Annotated in this window: 12 protein-coding genes; all 12 read left to right on the top strand. The window is 72.4% G+C overall.

Annotation, left to right across the window (positions count from 1 at the left end):
- The first annotated feature begins 45 nt into the window (after window positions 1-45).
- The 12 genes from ACIQFZ_RS22475 (at window position 46) to ACIQFZ_RS22420 (ending at window position 16861) form a co-directional block, all read left to right on the top strand.
- Complete coding sequence (locus ACIQFZ_RS22475; RefSeq protein ID WP_365428029.1) at window positions 46-1227, top strand: ROK family transcriptional regulator; 1182 nt, start codon at window positions 46-48, stop codon at window positions 1225-1227.
- Window positions 1228-1521: 294 nt separating this feature from the next.
- The gene (locus ACIQFZ_RS22470; protein WP_383058114.1) at window positions 1522-3078 is read left to right on the top strand and encodes a sugar ABC transporter ATP-binding protein; all 1557 of its coding nucleotides are present in this window, start codon (window positions 1522-1524) and stop codon (window positions 3076-3078) included.
- Window positions 3075-4115 (top strand): ABC transporter permease, encoded by a 1041-nt coding sequence (locus ACIQFZ_RS22465; protein WP_365428023.1) that lies wholly within the window; start codon window positions 3075-3077, stop codon window positions 4113-4115. Before ACIQFZ_RS22470 ends, ACIQFZ_RS22465 begins: the two co-directional genes overlap by 4 nt.
- Before the next feature lie 54 nt (window positions 4116-4169).
- Window positions 4170-5213, top strand: a complete 1044-nt coding sequence (locus ACIQFZ_RS22460; RefSeq protein WP_402691981.1) for a substrate-binding domain-containing protein — start codon at window positions 4170-4172, stop codon at window positions 5211-5213.
- A 79-nt stretch (window positions 5214-5292) separates the two neighbouring features.
- Window positions 5293-6513: a Gfo/Idh/MocA family oxidoreductase gene (locus ACIQFZ_RS22455; RefSeq protein WP_365428018.1), complete on the top strand. Its 1221-nt coding sequence runs from the start codon at window positions 5293-5295 to the stop codon at window positions 6511-6513.
- A 12-nt stretch (window positions 6514-6525) separates the two neighbouring features.
- Entirely contained in the window at window positions 6526-7527 is a 1002-nt protein-coding gene (locus ACIQFZ_RS22450) for a sugar phosphate isomerase/epimerase family protein (protein ID WP_365428015.1), read from the top strand.
- Between the two features lie 321 nt (window positions 7528-7848).
- A complete protein-coding gene (locus tag ACIQFZ_RS22445) occupies window positions 7849-11013 on the top strand; it encodes a ThuA domain-containing protein (RefSeq protein ID WP_383058111.1) in 3165 nt (1054 codons plus the stop codon).
- Between the two features lie 977 nt (window positions 11014-11990).
- The gene (locus tag ACIQFZ_RS22440; protein WP_365430938.1) at window positions 11991-13115 is read left to right on the top strand and encodes an inositol-3-phosphate synthase; all 1125 of its coding nucleotides are present in this window, start codon (window positions 11991-11993) and stop codon (window positions 13113-13115) included.
- Window positions 13115-14338: an SCO3242 family prenyltransferase gene (locus ACIQFZ_RS22435; protein ID WP_383058110.1), complete on the top strand. Its 1224-nt coding sequence runs from the start codon at window positions 13115-13117 to the stop codon at window positions 14336-14338. The genes ACIQFZ_RS22440 and ACIQFZ_RS22435 overlap by 1 nt, the downstream gene beginning before the upstream one ends.
- Entirely contained in the window at window positions 14335-15312 is a 978-nt protein-coding gene (locus ACIQFZ_RS22430) for a sugar phosphate isomerase/epimerase family protein (protein ID WP_383058108.1), read from the top strand. The genes ACIQFZ_RS22435 and ACIQFZ_RS22430 overlap by 4 nt, the downstream gene beginning before the upstream one ends.
- A complete protein-coding gene (locus ACIQFZ_RS22425; RefSeq protein WP_376653549.1) occupies window positions 15309-16013 on the top strand; it encodes an EboA domain-containing protein in 705 nt (234 codons plus the stop codon). The genes ACIQFZ_RS22430 and ACIQFZ_RS22425 overlap by 4 nt, the downstream gene beginning before the upstream one ends.
- Window positions 16013-16861 carry a TatD family hydrolase gene (locus tag ACIQFZ_RS22420; RefSeq protein WP_376545011.1) on the top strand — a complete coding sequence of 283 codons (849 nt, stop codon included), beginning with the start codon at window positions 16013-16015 and terminating at the stop codon, window positions 16859-16861. The genes ACIQFZ_RS22425 and ACIQFZ_RS22420 overlap by 1 nt, the downstream gene beginning before the upstream one ends.

Raw genomic sequence — 16861 nt, 5'->3', positions numbered from 1 at the left:
CTTGCGTACAGGCCGAATTGAGGCGGGGAGGGGCACGTGAGACGTATGACGGCACGACCCGCCAACACACACCAGGCCCGGCTGCTGAAGCTGCTGCGCGACGGGGGAGCCAGCTCCCGGGCACAACTCGGCGACCGCGTCGAGCTGTCCCGGTCGAAGCTGGCCGTGGAGGTGGACCGGCTCCTGGAGACGGGACTGGTCGTCGCCGACGGACTCGCCGCCTCGCGCGGCGGCCGCCGCTCCCACAACGTCCGGCTCGCCCCCGAACTGCGCTTCCTGGGCGTCGACATCGGCGCGACCTCGGTCGACGTCGCGGTCACCAACGCCGAACTGGAAGTGCTCGGACACCTCAACCAGCCGCTGGACGTACGCGAGGGGCCCGTCGCGGTCTTCGAGCAAGTCCTCGCCATGGCCGCGAAGTTGAAGGTTTCGGGGCTCGCGGAGGGCTACGACGGCGCCGGCATCGGCGTCCCCGGTCCCGTCCGCTTCCCCCAGGGCGTCCCCGTGGCACCCCCGATCATGCCGGGCTGGGACGGCTTCCCCGTGCGGGAGGCGCTCAGCCAGGAACTCGGCTGCCCGGTCATGGTCGACAACGACGTGAACCTCATGGCGATGGGGGAGCAGCACGCGGGCGTCGCCCGCTCCGTGGGCGACTTCCTCTGCGTCAAGATCGGCACCGGCATCGGCTGCGGCATCGTCGTCGGCGGCGAGGTCCACCGCGGAACGACCGGCAGCGCGGGCGACATCGGGCACATCCAGGCCGTGCCCGACGGACGGCCCTGCGTCTGCGGCAACCGGGGCTGCCTGGAGGCCCACTTCAGCGGCGCGGCCCTGGCCCGTGACGCGCTGGAGGCGGCCCAGCAGGGACTGTCGGCCGAGCTGGCGACCCGGCTGGAGACGAACGGCGCCCTCAGCGCCGCCGACGTGGCCGCCGCGGCCGCCGCGGGCGACGCCACCTCGCTCGGCCTGATCCGGGAGGGCGGCACCCGCACCGGCCAGGTCATCGCCGGACTGGTCTCCTTCTTCAACCCCGGCCTGGTGGTGATCGGCGGTGGGGTCACCGGCCTCGGCCACACGCTGCTCGCCGCGATCCGCACCCAGGTCTACCGCCAGTCGCTGCCCCTGGCGACCGGCAACCTGCCCATCGTCCTGGGCGAGTTGGGGCCCGCCGCCGGAGTCATCGGCGCGGCCCGGCTCATCAGCGACCACCTGTTCTCGCCGGCCTGACCGGCGCGCACCACCCCGCACCACCGGCACGTCCCGCACCACCAGCACGCAGCACGGCACCACCGGCACGTCCCGCGCACCCGTACGTCCGCGCACCACCAGCACGTCCCGAGCACCGGCACGTACCACGTACGACCGGCGCGCCCGCACTCCGCATCCCAGTCCCGCACATCCCCGAGTACCCGCACACCCCCGTACCCCGACATCCCAGCACACGCCGCGCACCGGTACCGGTACGCCCCGCGTACGTCAGCCCTGCCCTGAGACCGGCCGTATCCGCCGAGGGGAACCACCATGGCTCCAGAATCACCCCTGCTCAGCATGTCCGGCATCACCAAGTCGTTCCCCGGAGTCCGTGCCCTGGACGGAGTCGACCTGGAGGTCCTGGCCGGAGAGGTCCACTGCCTGCTCGGCCAGAACGGCGCCGGGAAGTCCACCCTCATCAAGGTCCTCGCCGGGGCCCACCAGCCCGACGACGGGAAGATCACCTGGCGGGGCGAGCCCATCACCCTGAAGTCCCCGATCGCCGCCATGAACCTGGGCATCGCCACCATCTACCAGGAACTCGACCTGGTGGCACATCTGTCCGTCGCCGAGAACGTCTTCCTCGGCCACGAACCCACCTCCGCCGGCTTCGTCGTCCGCGGCCGTGAGGCCCGTTCCGCCACCGCCGTCCTCCTCAAGCGGCTCGGCCACCCCGAGATCGACCCGGCCCGGCTGGTCGGCGAGCTCTCAGCCGCCCAGCAGCAGGTCGTCTCCATGGCCCGGGCCCTCTCCCACGACGTCCGGCTCATCGTGATGGACGAGCCGTCCGCCGCGCTCGACCCGGACGAGGTCGACAACCTCTTCCGCATCGTCGGCGACCTCACCGCCGACGGCGTCGCCGTCGTCTACATCTCCCACCGCCTGGAGGAGATCCGCCGCATCGGCGACCGGGTCACCGTCCTCAAGGACGGCCGCGCCGTCGCCGGCGGACTGCCCGCCGAATCCACCCCGACCCGCGAGATCGTCTCCCTGATGACGGGCCGCAACGTCGAGTACGTCTTCCCACCGCGCCCGCCGGCCGACGCCGTGCACCCCGCACCCGTCCTCACCGTCGAAGGACTCGCCCGCGACGGCGAGTTCGCCCCCCTCGACCTCGAAGTGCGGCCCGGCGAGATCGTCGGCCTCGCCGGACTCGTCGGCTCCGGCCGCTCCGAGATCCTGGAGACCATCTACGGCGCCCGCAAACCCAGCGCGGGCCGCGTCCTCGTCGACGGCACACCCCTGCGCCCCGGCAGCGTGCGCTCCGCCGTCCGCGCCGGCCTCGGGCTCGCCCCCGAGGAACGCAAGGCCCAGGCCCTGCTGATGCTGGAGTCCGTCACCCGCAACGTCAGCGTCTCCACGCTGTCGCGCTTCGCCCGCGGCGGCTGGATCGACCGGCGCGCCGAACGGAACGCCGCCCGGCAGGCCACCCGCGAACTCTCCCTGCGCCCCGACCAACCCGACGCCCCGGTGCGCACGCTCTCCGGCGGCAACCAGCAGAAGGCGGTCCTCGCGCGCTGGCTGCTGCGCGGCTGCCGCGTCCTGCTCCTCGACGAGCCCACCCGCGGCGTCGACGTAGGCGCCCGCGCCGAGCTGTACGCGGTGGTGCGCCGCCTCGCCGACGAGGGCCTGGCCGTCCTCCTGGTCTCCAGCGAGGTGCCCGAAGTGCTCGGCCTCGCCGACCGCGTCCTGGTGCTCCGCGAAGGGCTCGTCGTCCACACGGCACCCGCCCGGGAGCTGGACGAACACCGCGTACTCGACCTGGTCATGGAAGGAAGCCCCGTGTCCACGCAGTCCGTAATCGAGGAAGGAAGCGCGACGTCATGACGCAGCCCGCCACCCCGGCCCAGCAGGGCGGACCCGACGCCGGGCCGTCCCCCGCCGCCGACGCCCCGGTCGGCGGCGCCGGCCCGCTGCGCCTCGTGTGGGCGCGTGCCGACGCGCGCACCCTGTCGCTGCTCGGTGTACTCGCCGCCCTCATCCTCATCGGCGGCATCACCAAACCCGACCAGTTCCTGGACACCCGCAATCTGCAACTGGTGCTCACCCTGGCGTCCGTCATCGGCGTGGTCACCGTCGGGATGACCTTCGTCATCATGAGCGGCGGCATCGACCTGTCCGTCGGCGCGATCGTCGCCCTCGCCTCCGTGTGGGCCACCACCGTCGCCACCCAGGAGTACGGCTTCGTGGGCGTACTGTTCACGGCGGTGCTCGTCGGCGTCGGCTGCGGACTCGTCAACGGCGTCCTCATCGCGTACGGCGGCATGGTCCCGTTCATCGCGACGCTCGCCATGCTCGCCTCCGCGCGCGGACTCGCCCTGCTGATCACCGACGGCAAGACGCAGATCGTCTCCATCGACAGCATCCTGCGGCTCGGCTATCGCGACTCCTACGTCCTCGGCGTTCCGCCGCTGGTCCTCGTCTTCGCGGCCGTCACCGTCATCGGCTGGCTCGTGCTGAACCGCACCACGTTCGGGCGGCGCACCGTCGCCGTCGGCGGCAACGCGGAAGCGGCCCGCCTGGCGGGCATCGACGTCCGCCGCCAGCGCCTCTACCTCTACCTGCTGTCCGGGCTGTGCTGCGGCATCGCGGCCTTCCTGCTGATCGTCCTCGTCGGCTCCGGCCAGAACACCAACGGCAACCTGTACGAACTCGACGCCATCGCCGCCGCGATCATCGGCGGAACCCTGCTGAGCGGTGGCCGGGGCACCATCGTCGGCTCCGTCCTCGGCGTCCTGATCTTCACCACGATCACCAACATCTTCTCGCTGAACAACCTCCAGACCGACGTCCAGCAGATCGCCAAGGGCGCCATCATCGTCGCCGCCGTCCTCGTCCAGCGGCGCACCGCCTCCACCACGTAGCCAGCCCAGCCGAGCCGCCCACTCCGTACGGCCCTCACCGGAAAGGCCATCGCCATGCCTCAGACACCGAGCCGCAGAGGTCTGCTCTTCGGCGGCGCCGCAGTAAGCGCCACTGCCTTCCTCACCGCCTGCACCAGCAACGAGCCCAAGAACGAGAAGCCCGCGGGGAACGACCAGCCCGCCGCCGCCGACGACAAGCCCGGCAAGGCCGTCACCATCGGCTTCGCCGGCCCGCAGGCCGACCACGGCTGGCTCAACGCGATCAACGACAACGCCAAGAGCCGCGCCAAGAAGTACTCCGACGTCACTCTGGAGATCACCGAGGGCTCCAACGACACCGCCGCGCAGATCGGGCAGATCGAGACCCTCATCAACAAGAAGGTCGACGTCCTGGTGATCCTGCCTGCCGATGGCAAGGCACTCACCCAGGTCGGTCTGAAGGCGATGCAGGCGGGCATCCCCGTGATCAACCTCGACCGGGTCTTCAACTCCCCGCAGGCGTACCGCTGCTGGATCGGCGGCGACAACTACGGGATGGGCTTCAACGCCGGGCAGTACATCGGCGAGAAACTCAAGGGCAAGCCGAACGCGAAGGTCGTCGAACTCGCCGGCCTGGACAACCTGGAGCTGACCAAGCAGCGCACCCAGGGCTTCGACGACGCGCTGAAGAACTACTCCAACATCACCAAGGTGGCCCGCCAGGCCGCCGAGTTCACCGTCGAGTCCGGCCAGGCGAAGATGGCCCAGCTCCTCCAGGCGCAGAAGCACATCGACGCGCTGTGGAACCACGACGACGACCAGGGTGTCGGCGCGCTGCGCGCCATCGAGCAGGCCGGGCGCGACGAGTTCCTCATGGTCGGCGGCGCCGGCGCGCTCTCCGCGTTCGAACAGATCAAGGAGGACAAGGGCGTTCTGAAGGCCACCGTGCTGTACCCGCCCACGATGGCCGCGTCCGCGATCGACCTGGCCCGAGCACTGGGCCAGGCCAAGGGCGTGTCCGGTATGGCGGAGTTCGAGATCCCGGCGTCCATCACGTTGTACTCGGCCGTGGTCGACAAGACCAACGTGGACCAGTACATGCCCACCGGCTTCAAGTGATGGGCGCTGACAACCCCCCACATCGCAATCACGGCGTCGGGAACGCCGCTGCGAACGTTTACGAGAAGGAGTTATCGGTATGGGCCTGAAGGGACAGTCGGAGCAGGCCGAGAGCGAGCCCGCGGCCGGGAAGCCTCCGCTGCGTGTCGGCATGGTCGGCTACGCCTTCATGGGCGCCGCCCACTCCCAGGGATGGCGCACCGTGGGCCGCGTCTTCGACCTGCCGCACCGGCCCGTACTGGCCGTCGTCGCCGGACGTGACGGGGCGGCCGTGCGGGGCGCGGCCGCCCGGCTCGGCTGGGCCGACGCCGAGACCGACTGGCGCGCTCTGATCGCTCGCGACGACGTCGACATCGTCGACATCTGCACCCCGGGCGACAGCCACGCGGAGATCGCCGTGGCCGCCCTGGAGGCGGGCAAGCACGTGCTCTGCGAGAAGCCCCTCGCCAACTCGGTCGAGGAGGCACGGGAGATGACCGAGGCGGCCGAGCGGGCGCGGGCCCGCGGCCAGGTCGCCATGGTCGGCTTCAACTACCGGCGGCTGCCCGCGACCGCGCTGGCCCGCCGCATGGTCGCCGAGGGCCGCCTCGGCACCCTGCGGCACGTACGGGTCAGTTACCTTCAGGACTGGCTCGTCGACCCGGAGTTCCCGCTGACCTGGCGCCTGCGCAAGGACTCGGCGGGCTCCGGGGCCCTCGGCGACCTGGGCGCCCACATCGTCGACCTCGCCCAGTATCTCGCGGGCGAGCCGATAACCGGGGTGTCCGCGGTCACCGAGACGTTCGTCCGGGAGCGTCCGCTGCCGGCCGGGGCGGCGGCCGGGCTCAGCGGCATCGGCGGCAGCGGCCGGGGGGAGGTCACCGTCGACGACGCGGCCCTGTTCACAGCCCGGTTCGGCTCGGGCGCGCTCGCCTCGTTCGAGGCGACCCGGTTCGCCTCCGGCCGCAAGAACGCGCTGCGTATCGAGCTCAACGGGGCCGATGGCTCGCTCGCGTTCGATCTGGAACGGCTCAACGAGCTTTCGTACCACGACCACACGGAACCCGGGGTCAGCGCCGGTTTCCGGCGGATCCTCGTCACCGAACCCGACCACCCCTACCTCGAGGCCTGGTGGCCGCCGGGCCACGGACTCGGCTACGAGCACAGCTTCGTCCACCAGGCCCGCGACCTGGTGCTCGCGATCGCCGCGGGCACCGCGCCCGAACCGTCCTTCGCCGACGGGCTCCAGGTCCAGCGCGTCCTGGCCGCCGTCGAGGAGAGCGCGGCGAAGAATTCCCTCTACACGTCCGTCCCGGTCTAGGGAGGCCCGGTCATGTCACGCTCGTTCACCCTGTTCACCGGTCAGTGGGCCGACCTCCCGCTGGAGGAGGTCTGCCGCCTGGCCCGCGACTTCGGCTACGACGGACTCGAACTGGCCTGCTGGGGCGACCACTTCGAGGTCGACAAGGCGCTGGCCGACCCCGCCTACCTCGACGGGCGGCGCGCGCTGCTCGACAAGTACGGCCTCAAGTGCTGGGCGATCTCCAACCACTTGGTCGGCCAGGGGGTCTGCGACCACCCGATCGACGAGCGCCACCGGGGCATCCTGCCGGCCCGTATCTGGGGCGACGGGGAGCCCGAGGGCGTACGGCAGCGGGCCGCCGCCGAGCTCAAGGACACGGCACGGGCGGCGGCCGCGTTCGGCGTCGACACCGTCATCGGGTTCACCGGCTCCTCGATCTGGCATCTGGTCGCCATGTTCCCGCCGGTGCCGCCGGGCATGATCGAACGCGGCTACCAGGACTTCGCCGAGCGGTGGAACCCGATCCTCGACGTGTTCGACGCCGAGGGCGTCCGCTTCGCGCACGAGGTGCACCCCGGGGAGATCGCGTACGACTACTGGACCACCCGGCAGGCCCTGGAAGCGGTGGACAACCGGCCCGCGTTCGGGCTGAACTTCGACCCGAGCCACTTCGTCTGGCAGGACCTCGACCCGGTCGGCTTCCTGTACGACTTCCGGGACCGGATCTACCACGTGGACTGCAAGGAGGCCCGCAAGCGCCTCGACGGGCGCAACGGGCGCCTCGGCTCGCACCTGCCGTGGGGCGACCCCCGGCGCGGCTGGGACTTCGTCTCCGCCGGGCACGGTGACGTCCCGTGGGAGGACGTCTTCCGCATGCTGCGGTCCATCGACTACACCGGCCCCGTCTCGGTGGAGTGGGAGGACGCCGGCATGGACCGGCTCCAGGGCGCCCCCGAGGCGCTGCGGAAGCTCAAGGAGTTCGACTTCGACCCGCCGAGCGCGTCGTTCGACGCGGCCTTCGGCAGCGAGTAGCTCCGCCGGTTCGGCGGGGACGCGGAGTGCCGTCCCGGGCGTTGCCCGTCGGCGGCTGCGGGTCTGTTGTGGCTGGTCGCGCGGCACCCCGCGCCCCTTTGGGGCGCGGGGTGCCCCACCCGGCGCTCCCGCCTGCCCGGAAACCGCTTTGTCCTGACACTGGAAAAAGTTCAACTTCTCCACTGTGCAAGGGCTTTCCGACTCCGACAAAGCCAGCTACGGTCCCGGAGTTGTACAGGTCACGCACATCTCCGGGGTGACGGCGAACCCCGGCATATCGCAACCGCCCCGTACGACCCCCACCCTCCCGGAGGGATCTTCGTGCACAGGAAACGTCCCAGATTCCACAAGGCACTAGCGCTTCTTACCGGTTCACTCCTCGCGGGCAGCTCGCTCGCGCTCGCCGCGCCGCCGGCGAGCGCCGCCGACCCCGACAGCGCCAAGCCGGCCGCCGCGGCCGCCGCTGCCGCTGAGGACTTCCAGCAAATCACCCTGGCCAAGGGCGCCCCCGAGGTCGGCGAGCCGATGTCGCTGGCCGTCCTCCCGGACCGCAGCGTCCTGCACACCTCCCGCGACGGCACCCTGCGTCTGACCGACGCGGAGGGCAACACGTCCGTCGCGGGCAAGCTGGCCGTCTACGACCACGACGAGGAAGGGCTCCAGGGGATCGGCATCGACCCCCACTTCGCGGAGAACCGGTTCGTCTACCTCTACTACTCGCCGCCGCTGAACACCCCGCCCGGCGACGCCCCCGAGAACGGCACGGCCGCCGACTTCGCGCCGTTCGACGGCGTCAACCGGCTCTCCCGCTTCGTCCTGAAGCAGGACGGCACCCTCGACACGGCCAGCGAGAAGAACGTCCTCGAAGTCAAGACGTCCCGCGGCATCTGCTGCCACGTCGGCGGTGACATCGACTTCGACAAGGACGGCAACCTCTACCTGTCGACCGGCGACGACTCCAACCCGTTCGCCTCCGACGGCTACACCCCGATCGACGAGCGGTCGACCCGGAACCCGGCGTTCGACGCCCAGCGCACCTCGGGCAACACCAACGACCTGCGGGGCAAGATCCTGCGGATCAAGGTCAAGCCGGACGGCTCCTACGACATACCCGAGGGCAACCTCTTCGCCCCGGGCACCGCCAAGACCCGTCCCGAGATCTACGCGATGGGCTTCCGCAACCCGTTCCGGTTCAGCATCGACAAGCCCACCGGCAACATCTACATCGGTGAGTACGGTCCGGACGCCGGCGCCGCCAACGCAAGCCGCGGCCCCTCCGGCATGGTCGAGTTCAACCGCGTGACCAAGCCCGGCAACTACGGCTGGCCCTACTGCGTGGGCAAGAACGAGGCGTACATCAAGTACGACTTCGCCACCAAGCAGTCCGGCGACGCCTTCGACTGCAACGCGCCGAAGAACACCTCGCCGAACAACACCGGCCTGGTCGACCTCCCGCCGGCCGAGCCGGCCTGGATCGACTACGACGGCGGTTCGATCCCCGAGTTCGGCAACGGCTCCGAGTCCCCGATGGGCGGCCCGGTCTACCGCTACGACCCCGACCTGAAGTCCGCCGCCAAGTTCCCCGAGGCCTACGACGGGGACTTCTTCGCCGGTGAGTTCGGCCGCCGGTGGATCAAGCGGATCGAGCACGACGGCGACGGCACCGTCAAGTCCATCAACCCCTTCCCCTGGTCCGGCACCCAGGTGATGGACATGGCCTTCGGCCCGGACGGCGCCCTCTACGTCCTGGACTACGGCCTGTCCTGGTTCGGCGGCGACGAGAACTCGGCGCTCTACCGCATCGAGAACGTCACCAACGGCCACGCGCCGACCGTGACCGCCAAGTCGGACAAGACCTCCGGCCAGGCGCCCCTGAAGGTGTCCTTCTCCGCGACCGGCAAGGACGCCGACGGCGACGCGCTCACCTACAGCTGGGACTTCGGTGACGGCACCACCGGCACCGGCGAGTCGCCCCAGCACACCTACCGCACCAACGGCACGTACACCGCCGCCGTCACCGTGACGGACCCGAGCGGCTACACGGCCACCGCCAACGTCCACGTGGTCGTCGGCAACACCGCGCCCACCGTCACCTTCGAGACCCCGGCGGACGGCGCCCTGTTCAACTTCGGTGACACCATCCCGTTCAAGGTGAAGGTCACCGACCCCGAGGACAAGAAGATCGACTGCTCGAAGGTCACCGTCCGCTACATCCTCGGCCATGACAACCACGGGCACCCGGTCACCTCGGTCAACGGCTGCGAGGGCAGCATCACCGTGCCGGCCGACGGCGAGCACGACCCCAACGCCAACATCTTCGGGGTCCTCGACGCCGAGTACACCGACAACGGCGGCGGCGGTCAGGCCGCGCTGACCACCCACGCGCAGAACGTGCTCCAGCCCCGCCACCGGCAGGCCGAGCACTTCAGCGCCCAGAGCGGCATCCGCACCTACGACAAGACCCAGGCGCACGGCGGCAAGACCGTCGGCGACATCGACAACGGTGACTGGATCTCGTTCAAGCCGTACAACCTCAACGGCGCCCAGACGCTCACCGCCCGGGTCTCCTCCGGCGGCGCCGGCGGGTACCTGGAGGTCCGCACCGGAGGGCCGAACGGCACCCTGCACGGCTCCGGGGTCGTCCCGGTGACCGGCGGCTGGGAGACCTTCCAGAACATCGACATCCCGCTCAGCAAGCTGCCGAAGAAGACCACCGAGCTGTACCTGGTCTTCAAGGGCGGTGACGGAGCGCTCTTCGACGTCGACGACTTCATGATCTCGGACAAGAAGCCGGCGAGCGACGCCAAGCGGGTCCTCGTCTTCTCCAAGACGGCCGGCTTCCGCCACGACTCCATCGAGACCGGCGTCCAGGCCCTGAAGGACCTCGGCGGTCCGAGCGGGATCACCGTCGACTCCACCGAGGAGGCCAAGCAGTTCACCACGGCCAACCTCGCCCGCTACGACGCCGTCGTGTTCCTCTCCACCACCGGCAACGTCCTCAACACCGACCAGAAGCAGGCGTTCGAGAAGTACGTCGCCGGCGGCGGCGGCTACATGGGTATCCACGCGGCCGCCGACACCGAGTACGACTGGCCGTTCTACGGCGGCCTGGTCGGCGCCTACTTCGACTCGCACCCGCAGATCCAGAAGGCCACCGTCCTGGTCCCCGAGCACGACCACCCGGCCACCAAGGGCCTCGACGACAAGTGGGAGCGCACCGACGAGTGGTACAACTACCGCTCCAACCCGCGTGACAGCGTCCGCGTCCTGGCCTCCCTGGACGAGACCTCCTACCAGGGCGGCAACATGAAGGGCGACCACCCGATCGCCTGGTGCCAGGCCTACCAGGGCGGACGTGCCTTCTACACCGGCCTCGGCCACACCAAGGAGTCCTACGCCGAGGACGGCTTCCGCAGTCACCTGCTCGGTGGGCTGAAGTACGCCACCGGCCAGGAGAAGGCCGACTGCAAGCCGCGCACCGCCTGAACCACGGAAGAGCCGCCCGCTGAGGGCGCCTGAAACGGCGGCGGGCGGGAGACGCCGGACTCCCGCCCGCCGTCCCCAACCCAACCGGCCCGGCCCGCGCCCCCGACCGGGGGCGGAACGGGCCGGCCCACCCCCGAACCCGGCCCCGGCACCCCGCCCCCCGACCCAGGCCGAAACCCGACCTGGCCGGGAAGGCGGAGCCGGTACCGGGCCCCTGTTCCAACTCCGGCTTCGGATCCCGGCTCCAACTCCGGTTTCGGATCCCGGCTTCGGTTCCGGATCCCGGTTCCGGCCCCGAGTCGGGTCCGGGCTCGGGGTCCGGTCCTAGATCCGGTACTGGATTCGGTCCCGGTTCCGACCCGGGGTCCCGGTCCTGGATCCGGTCGCGGGCTTGGTTTCGGTTGAGGCTGAGACCTTGCCCAGCCGGGATTCCGGCGCTGGTTCTGGATCTGGGTTCCGGCCCGTGTGCGGGTTCTGGTTTCTGGTCCTGGATCGGGTTCCGGGCTCGGTTTCGGCTCAGGTCGAGACCTTGTCCGGCCGGAAACCCGGTGCAGGCACCTGAGCCGGTTCCCGGACCGGGCCCGGTCCCGGACCTCGGTCCGGGTTCTGGTCCGGGTCCCGGCTCTGGGTCCCGGCCTTGGCTCCGGTCCCGGGCCAGGTCCCGGCCCAGGCCGAGGCCTCGCCCGGCCGGGAATCCGGCTCCGGTCCCGGCCTCGGCTCTGGTCCGGATCCCGGTCCCGGCTCCGGTCTCGGTCCCGGCTCCGGTTCCGGCCCGGTCTCGGCTCCGGTTCCGGTTCCGGTTCCGGTTCCGGTCCCGGTTTCGGTTCCGGATCTCGGTCCCGGATCCGGAGCCGGTCCCAACTCCGCTTCTGGCTCCGGTTTCAGGCCGGTGCCTGGTGTCGGCGGCGCCCCGGAGGCCGCCCGGCGCCCGACCACCCCGTCCGGCTTCCGGTTCGCGTACGACAAGGAGGCTGCCCATGTCCGCCGAACCTTCCGCTTCCCCCTCCCGCACCGGTGTCTGGCTGATCGGCGCGAGAGGTTCCGTCGCCACCACCGCCGTCACCGGATGCGCCGCCGTCGCCGCCGGACTGCATCCCGCCGCCGGCCTCGTCACCGAGACAGAGCCCTTCGCCGCGAGCGGCCTGCCCGCTCTGTCCTCCCTAGTCTTCGGCGGGCACGACACCGTGGACTGCCCGCTGCCCAAACGCGCCGAGAGCCTCGCCGCCGGCGGTGTCCTGCCGCACGGCCTGCCCTCCGCCGTCCGCGGCGAACTGACCGCCGCCGACGGGGAGATCAGGCCCGGCGGCCCGCTGCCCGGAGACACCCGGAGCGAGGACGCCCTCATCGACGCCCTCGCCGGCGACATCCGTGACTTCACCCGCAGCCACAACCTCGCCCGCACCGTCGTCGTCAACGTCGCCTCCACCGAACCGGCCCCCGAGGGCACCGCCCTGCCCGCCAGCTCGCTGTACGCGGCAGCGGCCCTGCGCGCGGGCTGCCCGTACGTCAACTTCACCCCGTCGACCGGGCTGCACCACCCCGCGCTCGCCGCCGAGGCAGAGGCCGCCGCCCTGCCGTACGCGGGCCGCGACGGCAAGACCGGGCAGACCCTGCTGCGATCCGTACTCGGCCCGATGTTCGCGCAGCGGGCGCTGCACGTGCTCGCCTGGTCGGGAACGAACCTCCTCGGCGGCGGCGACGGCGCCGCCCTCGCCGACCCGGCCGCCGCCGCGGCGAAGAACTCCGGCAAGGAACGGGTCCTCGCGGACACCCTGGGCACGGTCCCCCAGGGAGAGGTCCACATCGACGACGTGCCCGCGCTCGGCGACTGGAAGACCGCCTGGGACCACATCGCCTTCGGCGGCTTCCTCGGCTCCCGGATGACCCTCCAGACCACCTGGCAGGGCTGCGACTCGGCGCTCGCCGCGCCCCTGGTCCTCGACCTGGCCCGGTTGCTGGCCCGCGCCCACGAACGCGGACTGACCGGGCCGCGCCCCGAACTCGGCTTCTACTTCAAGGACCCCGACCCGGGCGCGCCCGCCGCGCTGGGGGAGCAGTACGCGGCGCTCCTGGAATTCGGCCGACGGCTGGGGGACCAGTGATGACCCGCCACGGTCTGGTGGCCATCGCCCTGGCGGTGACCGTCGCCGCCGTCGTCGGGGCGCGCGGATCCGCGTCCCGCGGCCGACCGCGCCAGGAGGAGGACCACGGCCGCCCGTCACCACCGCCACAGGCGGAGCAGGGGCCGCCGTCGGACGCGAGACCCGCCGGTTCCGCGGATCCGACCGACCCGGCGGGGGAGAACCCCACACCCACGGCCACCCCCGCCGCGTCCGCCGCCACGAGCCCGGCCCCCGCGCCCACCTCCACCCCGCCCCCGCTCCCACCCCGCCGCCCCGCCCTCGGCACCCCCGCCGACTGGGTCGAACTGCTACGGCTGCCCGCCCTGTTCACCGTCCCCGGCGACGCCCTCGCCGGGGCCGCGGTGGCCGGGCGGGCCCCCGGGGCCCGTACCCTCCTCGCCATCGGCTCGTCCCTGTGCCTCTACCAGGCGGGCATGGCGCTCAACGACTGGGCGGACCGCGCCGAGGACGCCGTGGAGCGCCCGCACCGGCCGCTCCCGTCCGGGCGGATCGCCCCCGGCGCCGCGCTCGCCGCGGCCGGCGCGCTCACCGCTCTGGGCCTCGCGCTCGCCGCCCGCGCCGGCCGGCCCGCGTTCACCGTCGCCGTACCGCTCGCCGCCTCGGTCTGGGCGTACGACCTCGGCCTCAAGCGGAACTGGGCGGGTCCGCCGGTGATGGCGGCGGCCCGGAGCCTGGACCTCGTGCTCGGCGCCGCCGCGAGCGGCGGCCGGGTCCGCGACGCCGTACCGTCCGCCGCCGCCCTCGGCGCCCACACCCTGGCCGTCACCGCCGTCTCCCGCCGGGAGACCCAGGGCGGCTCCACCGCCGTCCCGCTCGCGGCCCTCGCGGTCACCTCCGGCGTCGCGTACGCACTGACCCCGCCCGCCGTGGCCCTCAGACTCCCGGCGGACCGAGGCGGAGCAGCCCCCCTCGGTCCGCCGGGCCTCACCCCCGCACCGGGCGGTGCGCTCCGTGCGGCCCTCGCGCTCGGCTACGCCGCCACCGTCGCCCGCCCCCTCGCCCACGCCGTCCTCAACTCCTCGCCCCCGCTCACCCAGAGGGCCGTCGGCGGCGGCATCCGCGCCATGATCCCGCTCCAGGCCGCGCTGTCCGCCCGCGCGGGCGCACCGGTCACCGCCCTGTGCACGGCCGCCCTGGCCCCCCTGGCCCGAAGGTTCGCGAGGAAGGTGAGCGTGACATGAGCCCCGACCCCGCCGCGGCCCCGCGCTTCGGCTACGGCACCAACGGCCTCGCGGACCTGCGCCTCGACGACGCCCTCGGCCTGCTCGCCGACCTCGGCTACGACGGCGTGGGACTGACCCTCGACCACATGCACCTCGACCCGCTCGCCCCCGACCTGGCCGCCCGCACCCGCCGGGTCGCGCACCGGCTGGACGCGCTCGGCCTGGGGGTGACGGTGGAGACGGGCGCCCGCTATGTGCTCGACCCGCGCCGCAAGCACGGCCCCTCCCTCCTGGACGCGGACCCGGCGGACCGCGCCCGGCGCGCCGACCTGCTGCTGCGGGCCGTACGGGTGGCCGCCGACCTCGGCGCCCACGCCGTGCACTGCTTCAGCGGCATCACCCCGCCCGGTACCGACCGGGACACGGCGTGGAAGCGGCTCGCCGAGTCCCTGGGCCCCGTCCTGGAGGCCGCCACCGCCGCCGGCGTCCCCCTCGCCGTGGAGCCCGAACCCGGTCACCTCCTCGCCACCCTCGCCGACTTCCACCACCTGCGCGGCATCCTCGGCGACCCGGAGAACCTGGGCCTCACCCTCGACATCGGCCACTGCCAGTGCCTCGAACCCCTCCCTCCGGCCGAGTGCGTCCGCGCCGCCGCGCCCTGGCTGCGGCACGTCCAGATCGAGGACATGCGCCGCGGCGTGCACGAACACCTCCCGTTCGGGGACGGCGAGATCGACTTCCCGCCCGTCCTCGCGGCCCTGGCCGCCACCGGCTACCAGGGCCTGACCGTCGTGGAACTGCCCCGGCACTCCCACGCCGGCCCGCACCAGGCCGAGCTCTCCCTGCCCTTCCTCCGCCGAGCGGCCTCCGCCGCCGCGTCCACGGGCGAGCCCCCGGCCCCCGCGGCCACCGGGCTTCCCGCCCCCGCGCGTCCAGCCCCCGCGCGTCCAGCCCCCGAGCATCCGGTCACCCCAGAAGGGAGCACCCGATGACCCACCCGCACGGCACCGGCACCGCGGGCACCCCCGCGGCCGGCACCGCCCCCGCACCGACCCCGACGGACGAGCTGCGCGTCCGTACGGACAGCGGCCTCGCACCGGCCGCACGGGCCTGGCTCGACCAGGCGCTCGACGAGGCCGCCGCCCACCCCGGCGCCCACGGGCCGATCTCCGTGTGGGAGCTGCGCCTGGCCGAGGCGGGCCGCCGCTGCGGCCCCGCCCACGCCGACGCCGCCCGCGTCCTCATCCTGCACGCGGCCCACGCCGGCCTCGACGCCCTCACCCGGGTCTACCGCCAGGGCACCGCCGACGAACGCCGCGCCGTCCTGCACGCCCTCCCTTACCTCGTGCCCGGCCCCGACGCCCTCCCGCTCGTCGAGGACGCGCTGCGCACCAACGACACCCGGCTGATCGCCGCCGCCGTGGGCCCGTACGCCGCCGGGCACCTGGCCCCCCACGCATGGCGGCACGCCGTGCTGAAGTGCCTGTTCACGGGCGTGCCCGTGGACAGCGTCGCGGACCTGGGCCGCCGCGCCCGCGGCGACGCCGAACTCGCCCGCATGCTCGGCGACTACGCCGCCGAACGCACCGCCGCGGGCCGCCAGGTCCCCGAGGACCTGCACCGCGTCCTGGCCCTGACCGAGCCCGACACCGCGCCGCACGGCCCGGTCGACCCCGACGGCAAGGAGTCCTGATGCGCATCTTCGATCCCCACATCCACATGACGTCCAGGACCACCGACGACTACGAGGCCATGTACGCCGCCGGTGTCCGCGCCCTCGTGGAACCGGCCTTCTGGCTCGGCCAGCCCCGCACCTCGGCCGCCTCCTTCCTCGACTACTTCGACTCCCTGATCGGCTGGGAACCCTTCCGCGCCGCCCAGTACGGCATCGCCCACCACTGCACCATCGCCCTGAACCCCAAGGAGGCCAACGACCCGCGCTGCCTGCCCGTCCTCGACGAACTGCCCCGCTACCTCGTCAAGGACCAGGTCGTCGCCGTGGGCGAGATCGGCTACGACTCGATGACCCCCGAAGAGGACACCGCCCTCTCCACCCAGTTGCAGCTCGCCGCCGATCACGGGCTGCCCGCCCTCGTCCACACCCCGCACCGCGACAAGCTCGTCGGGCTGCGCCGCACCCTCGACGTCGTACGGGAGTCGGCGCTGGCCATGGACCGCGTCCTGGTCGACCACCTGAACGAGACCACCGTCAAGGAGGCCAAGGACAGCGGCTGCTGGCTCGGCTTCTCCGTCTACCCCGACACCAAGATGGACGAGGAGCGGATGGTCGCGATCCTGCGCGCCCACGGCCCCGAACGGGTCCTGGTCAACTCCGCCGCCGACTGGGGCAGAAGCGACCCCCTCAAGACCCGCAAGGTGGGCGACCTCATGCTCGCCGAGGGCTTCACCGAGGACGAGGTGGACCGCGTGCTGTGGCGCAACCCCGTCGAGTTCTACGGTCTCAGCGGCCGGCTGAGCCTCGACGTCGCCGCGACCGGCGCCACCCACGAGGGCAACAGCATCCTGCGCGGCGGGGAGTGA

The sequence above is a fragment of the Streptomyces sp. NPDC093064 genome, from assembly GCF_044754605.1.
Classification (GTDB): Bacteria; Actinomycetota; Actinomycetes; order Streptomycetales; family Streptomycetaceae; genus Streptomyces.
Note: the sequence above shows the minus strand (reverse complement) of the source record. Positions and strands in the feature narration are given on the sequence as shown.

What these genes read in the sequence shown, in the direction of transcription:
- ACIQFZ_RS22475 (WP_365428029.1), top strand. Translation starts at nt 46, where the DNA reads ATGACGGCACGACCCGCCAACACACACCAGGCCCGGCTGCTGAAGCTG.
- ACIQFZ_RS22470 (WP_383058114.1), top strand. Translation starts at nt 1,522, where the DNA reads ATGGCTCCAGAATCACCCCTGCTCAGCATGTCCGGCATCACCAAGTCG.
- ACIQFZ_RS22465 (WP_365428023.1), top strand. Translation starts at nt 3,075, where the DNA reads ATGACGCAGCCCGCCACCCCGGCCCAGCAGGGCGGACCCGACGCCGGG.
- ACIQFZ_RS22460 (WP_402691981.1), top strand. Translation starts at nt 4,170, where the DNA reads ATGCCTCAGACACCGAGCCGCAGAGGTCTGCTCTTCGGCGGCGCCGCA.
- ACIQFZ_RS22455 (WP_365428018.1), top strand. Translation starts at nt 5,293, where the DNA reads ATGGGCCTGAAGGGACAGTCGGAGCAGGCCGAGAGCGAGCCCGCGGCC.
- ACIQFZ_RS22450 (WP_365428015.1), top strand. Translation starts at nt 6,526, where the DNA reads ATGTCACGCTCGTTCACCCTGTTCACCGGTCAGTGGGCCGACCTCCCG.
- ACIQFZ_RS22440 (WP_365430938.1), top strand. Translation starts at nt 11,991, where the DNA reads ATGTCCGCCGAACCTTCCGCTTCCCCCTCCCGCACCGGTGTCTGGCTG.
- ACIQFZ_RS22435 (WP_383058110.1), top strand. Translation starts at nt 13,115, where the DNA reads ATGACCCGCCACGGTCTGGTGGCCATCGCCCTGGCGGTGACCGTCGCC.
- ACIQFZ_RS22430 (WP_383058108.1), top strand. Translation starts at nt 14,335, where the DNA reads ATGAGCCCCGACCCCGCCGCGGCCCCGCGCTTCGGCTACGGCACCAAC.
- ACIQFZ_RS22425 (WP_376653549.1), top strand. Translation starts at nt 15,309, where the DNA reads ATGACCCACCCGCACGGCACCGGCACCGCGGGCACCCCCGCGGCCGGC.
- ACIQFZ_RS22420 (WP_376545011.1), top strand. Translation starts at nt 16,013, where the DNA reads ATGCGCATCTTCGATCCCCACATCCACATGACGTCCAGGACCACCGAC.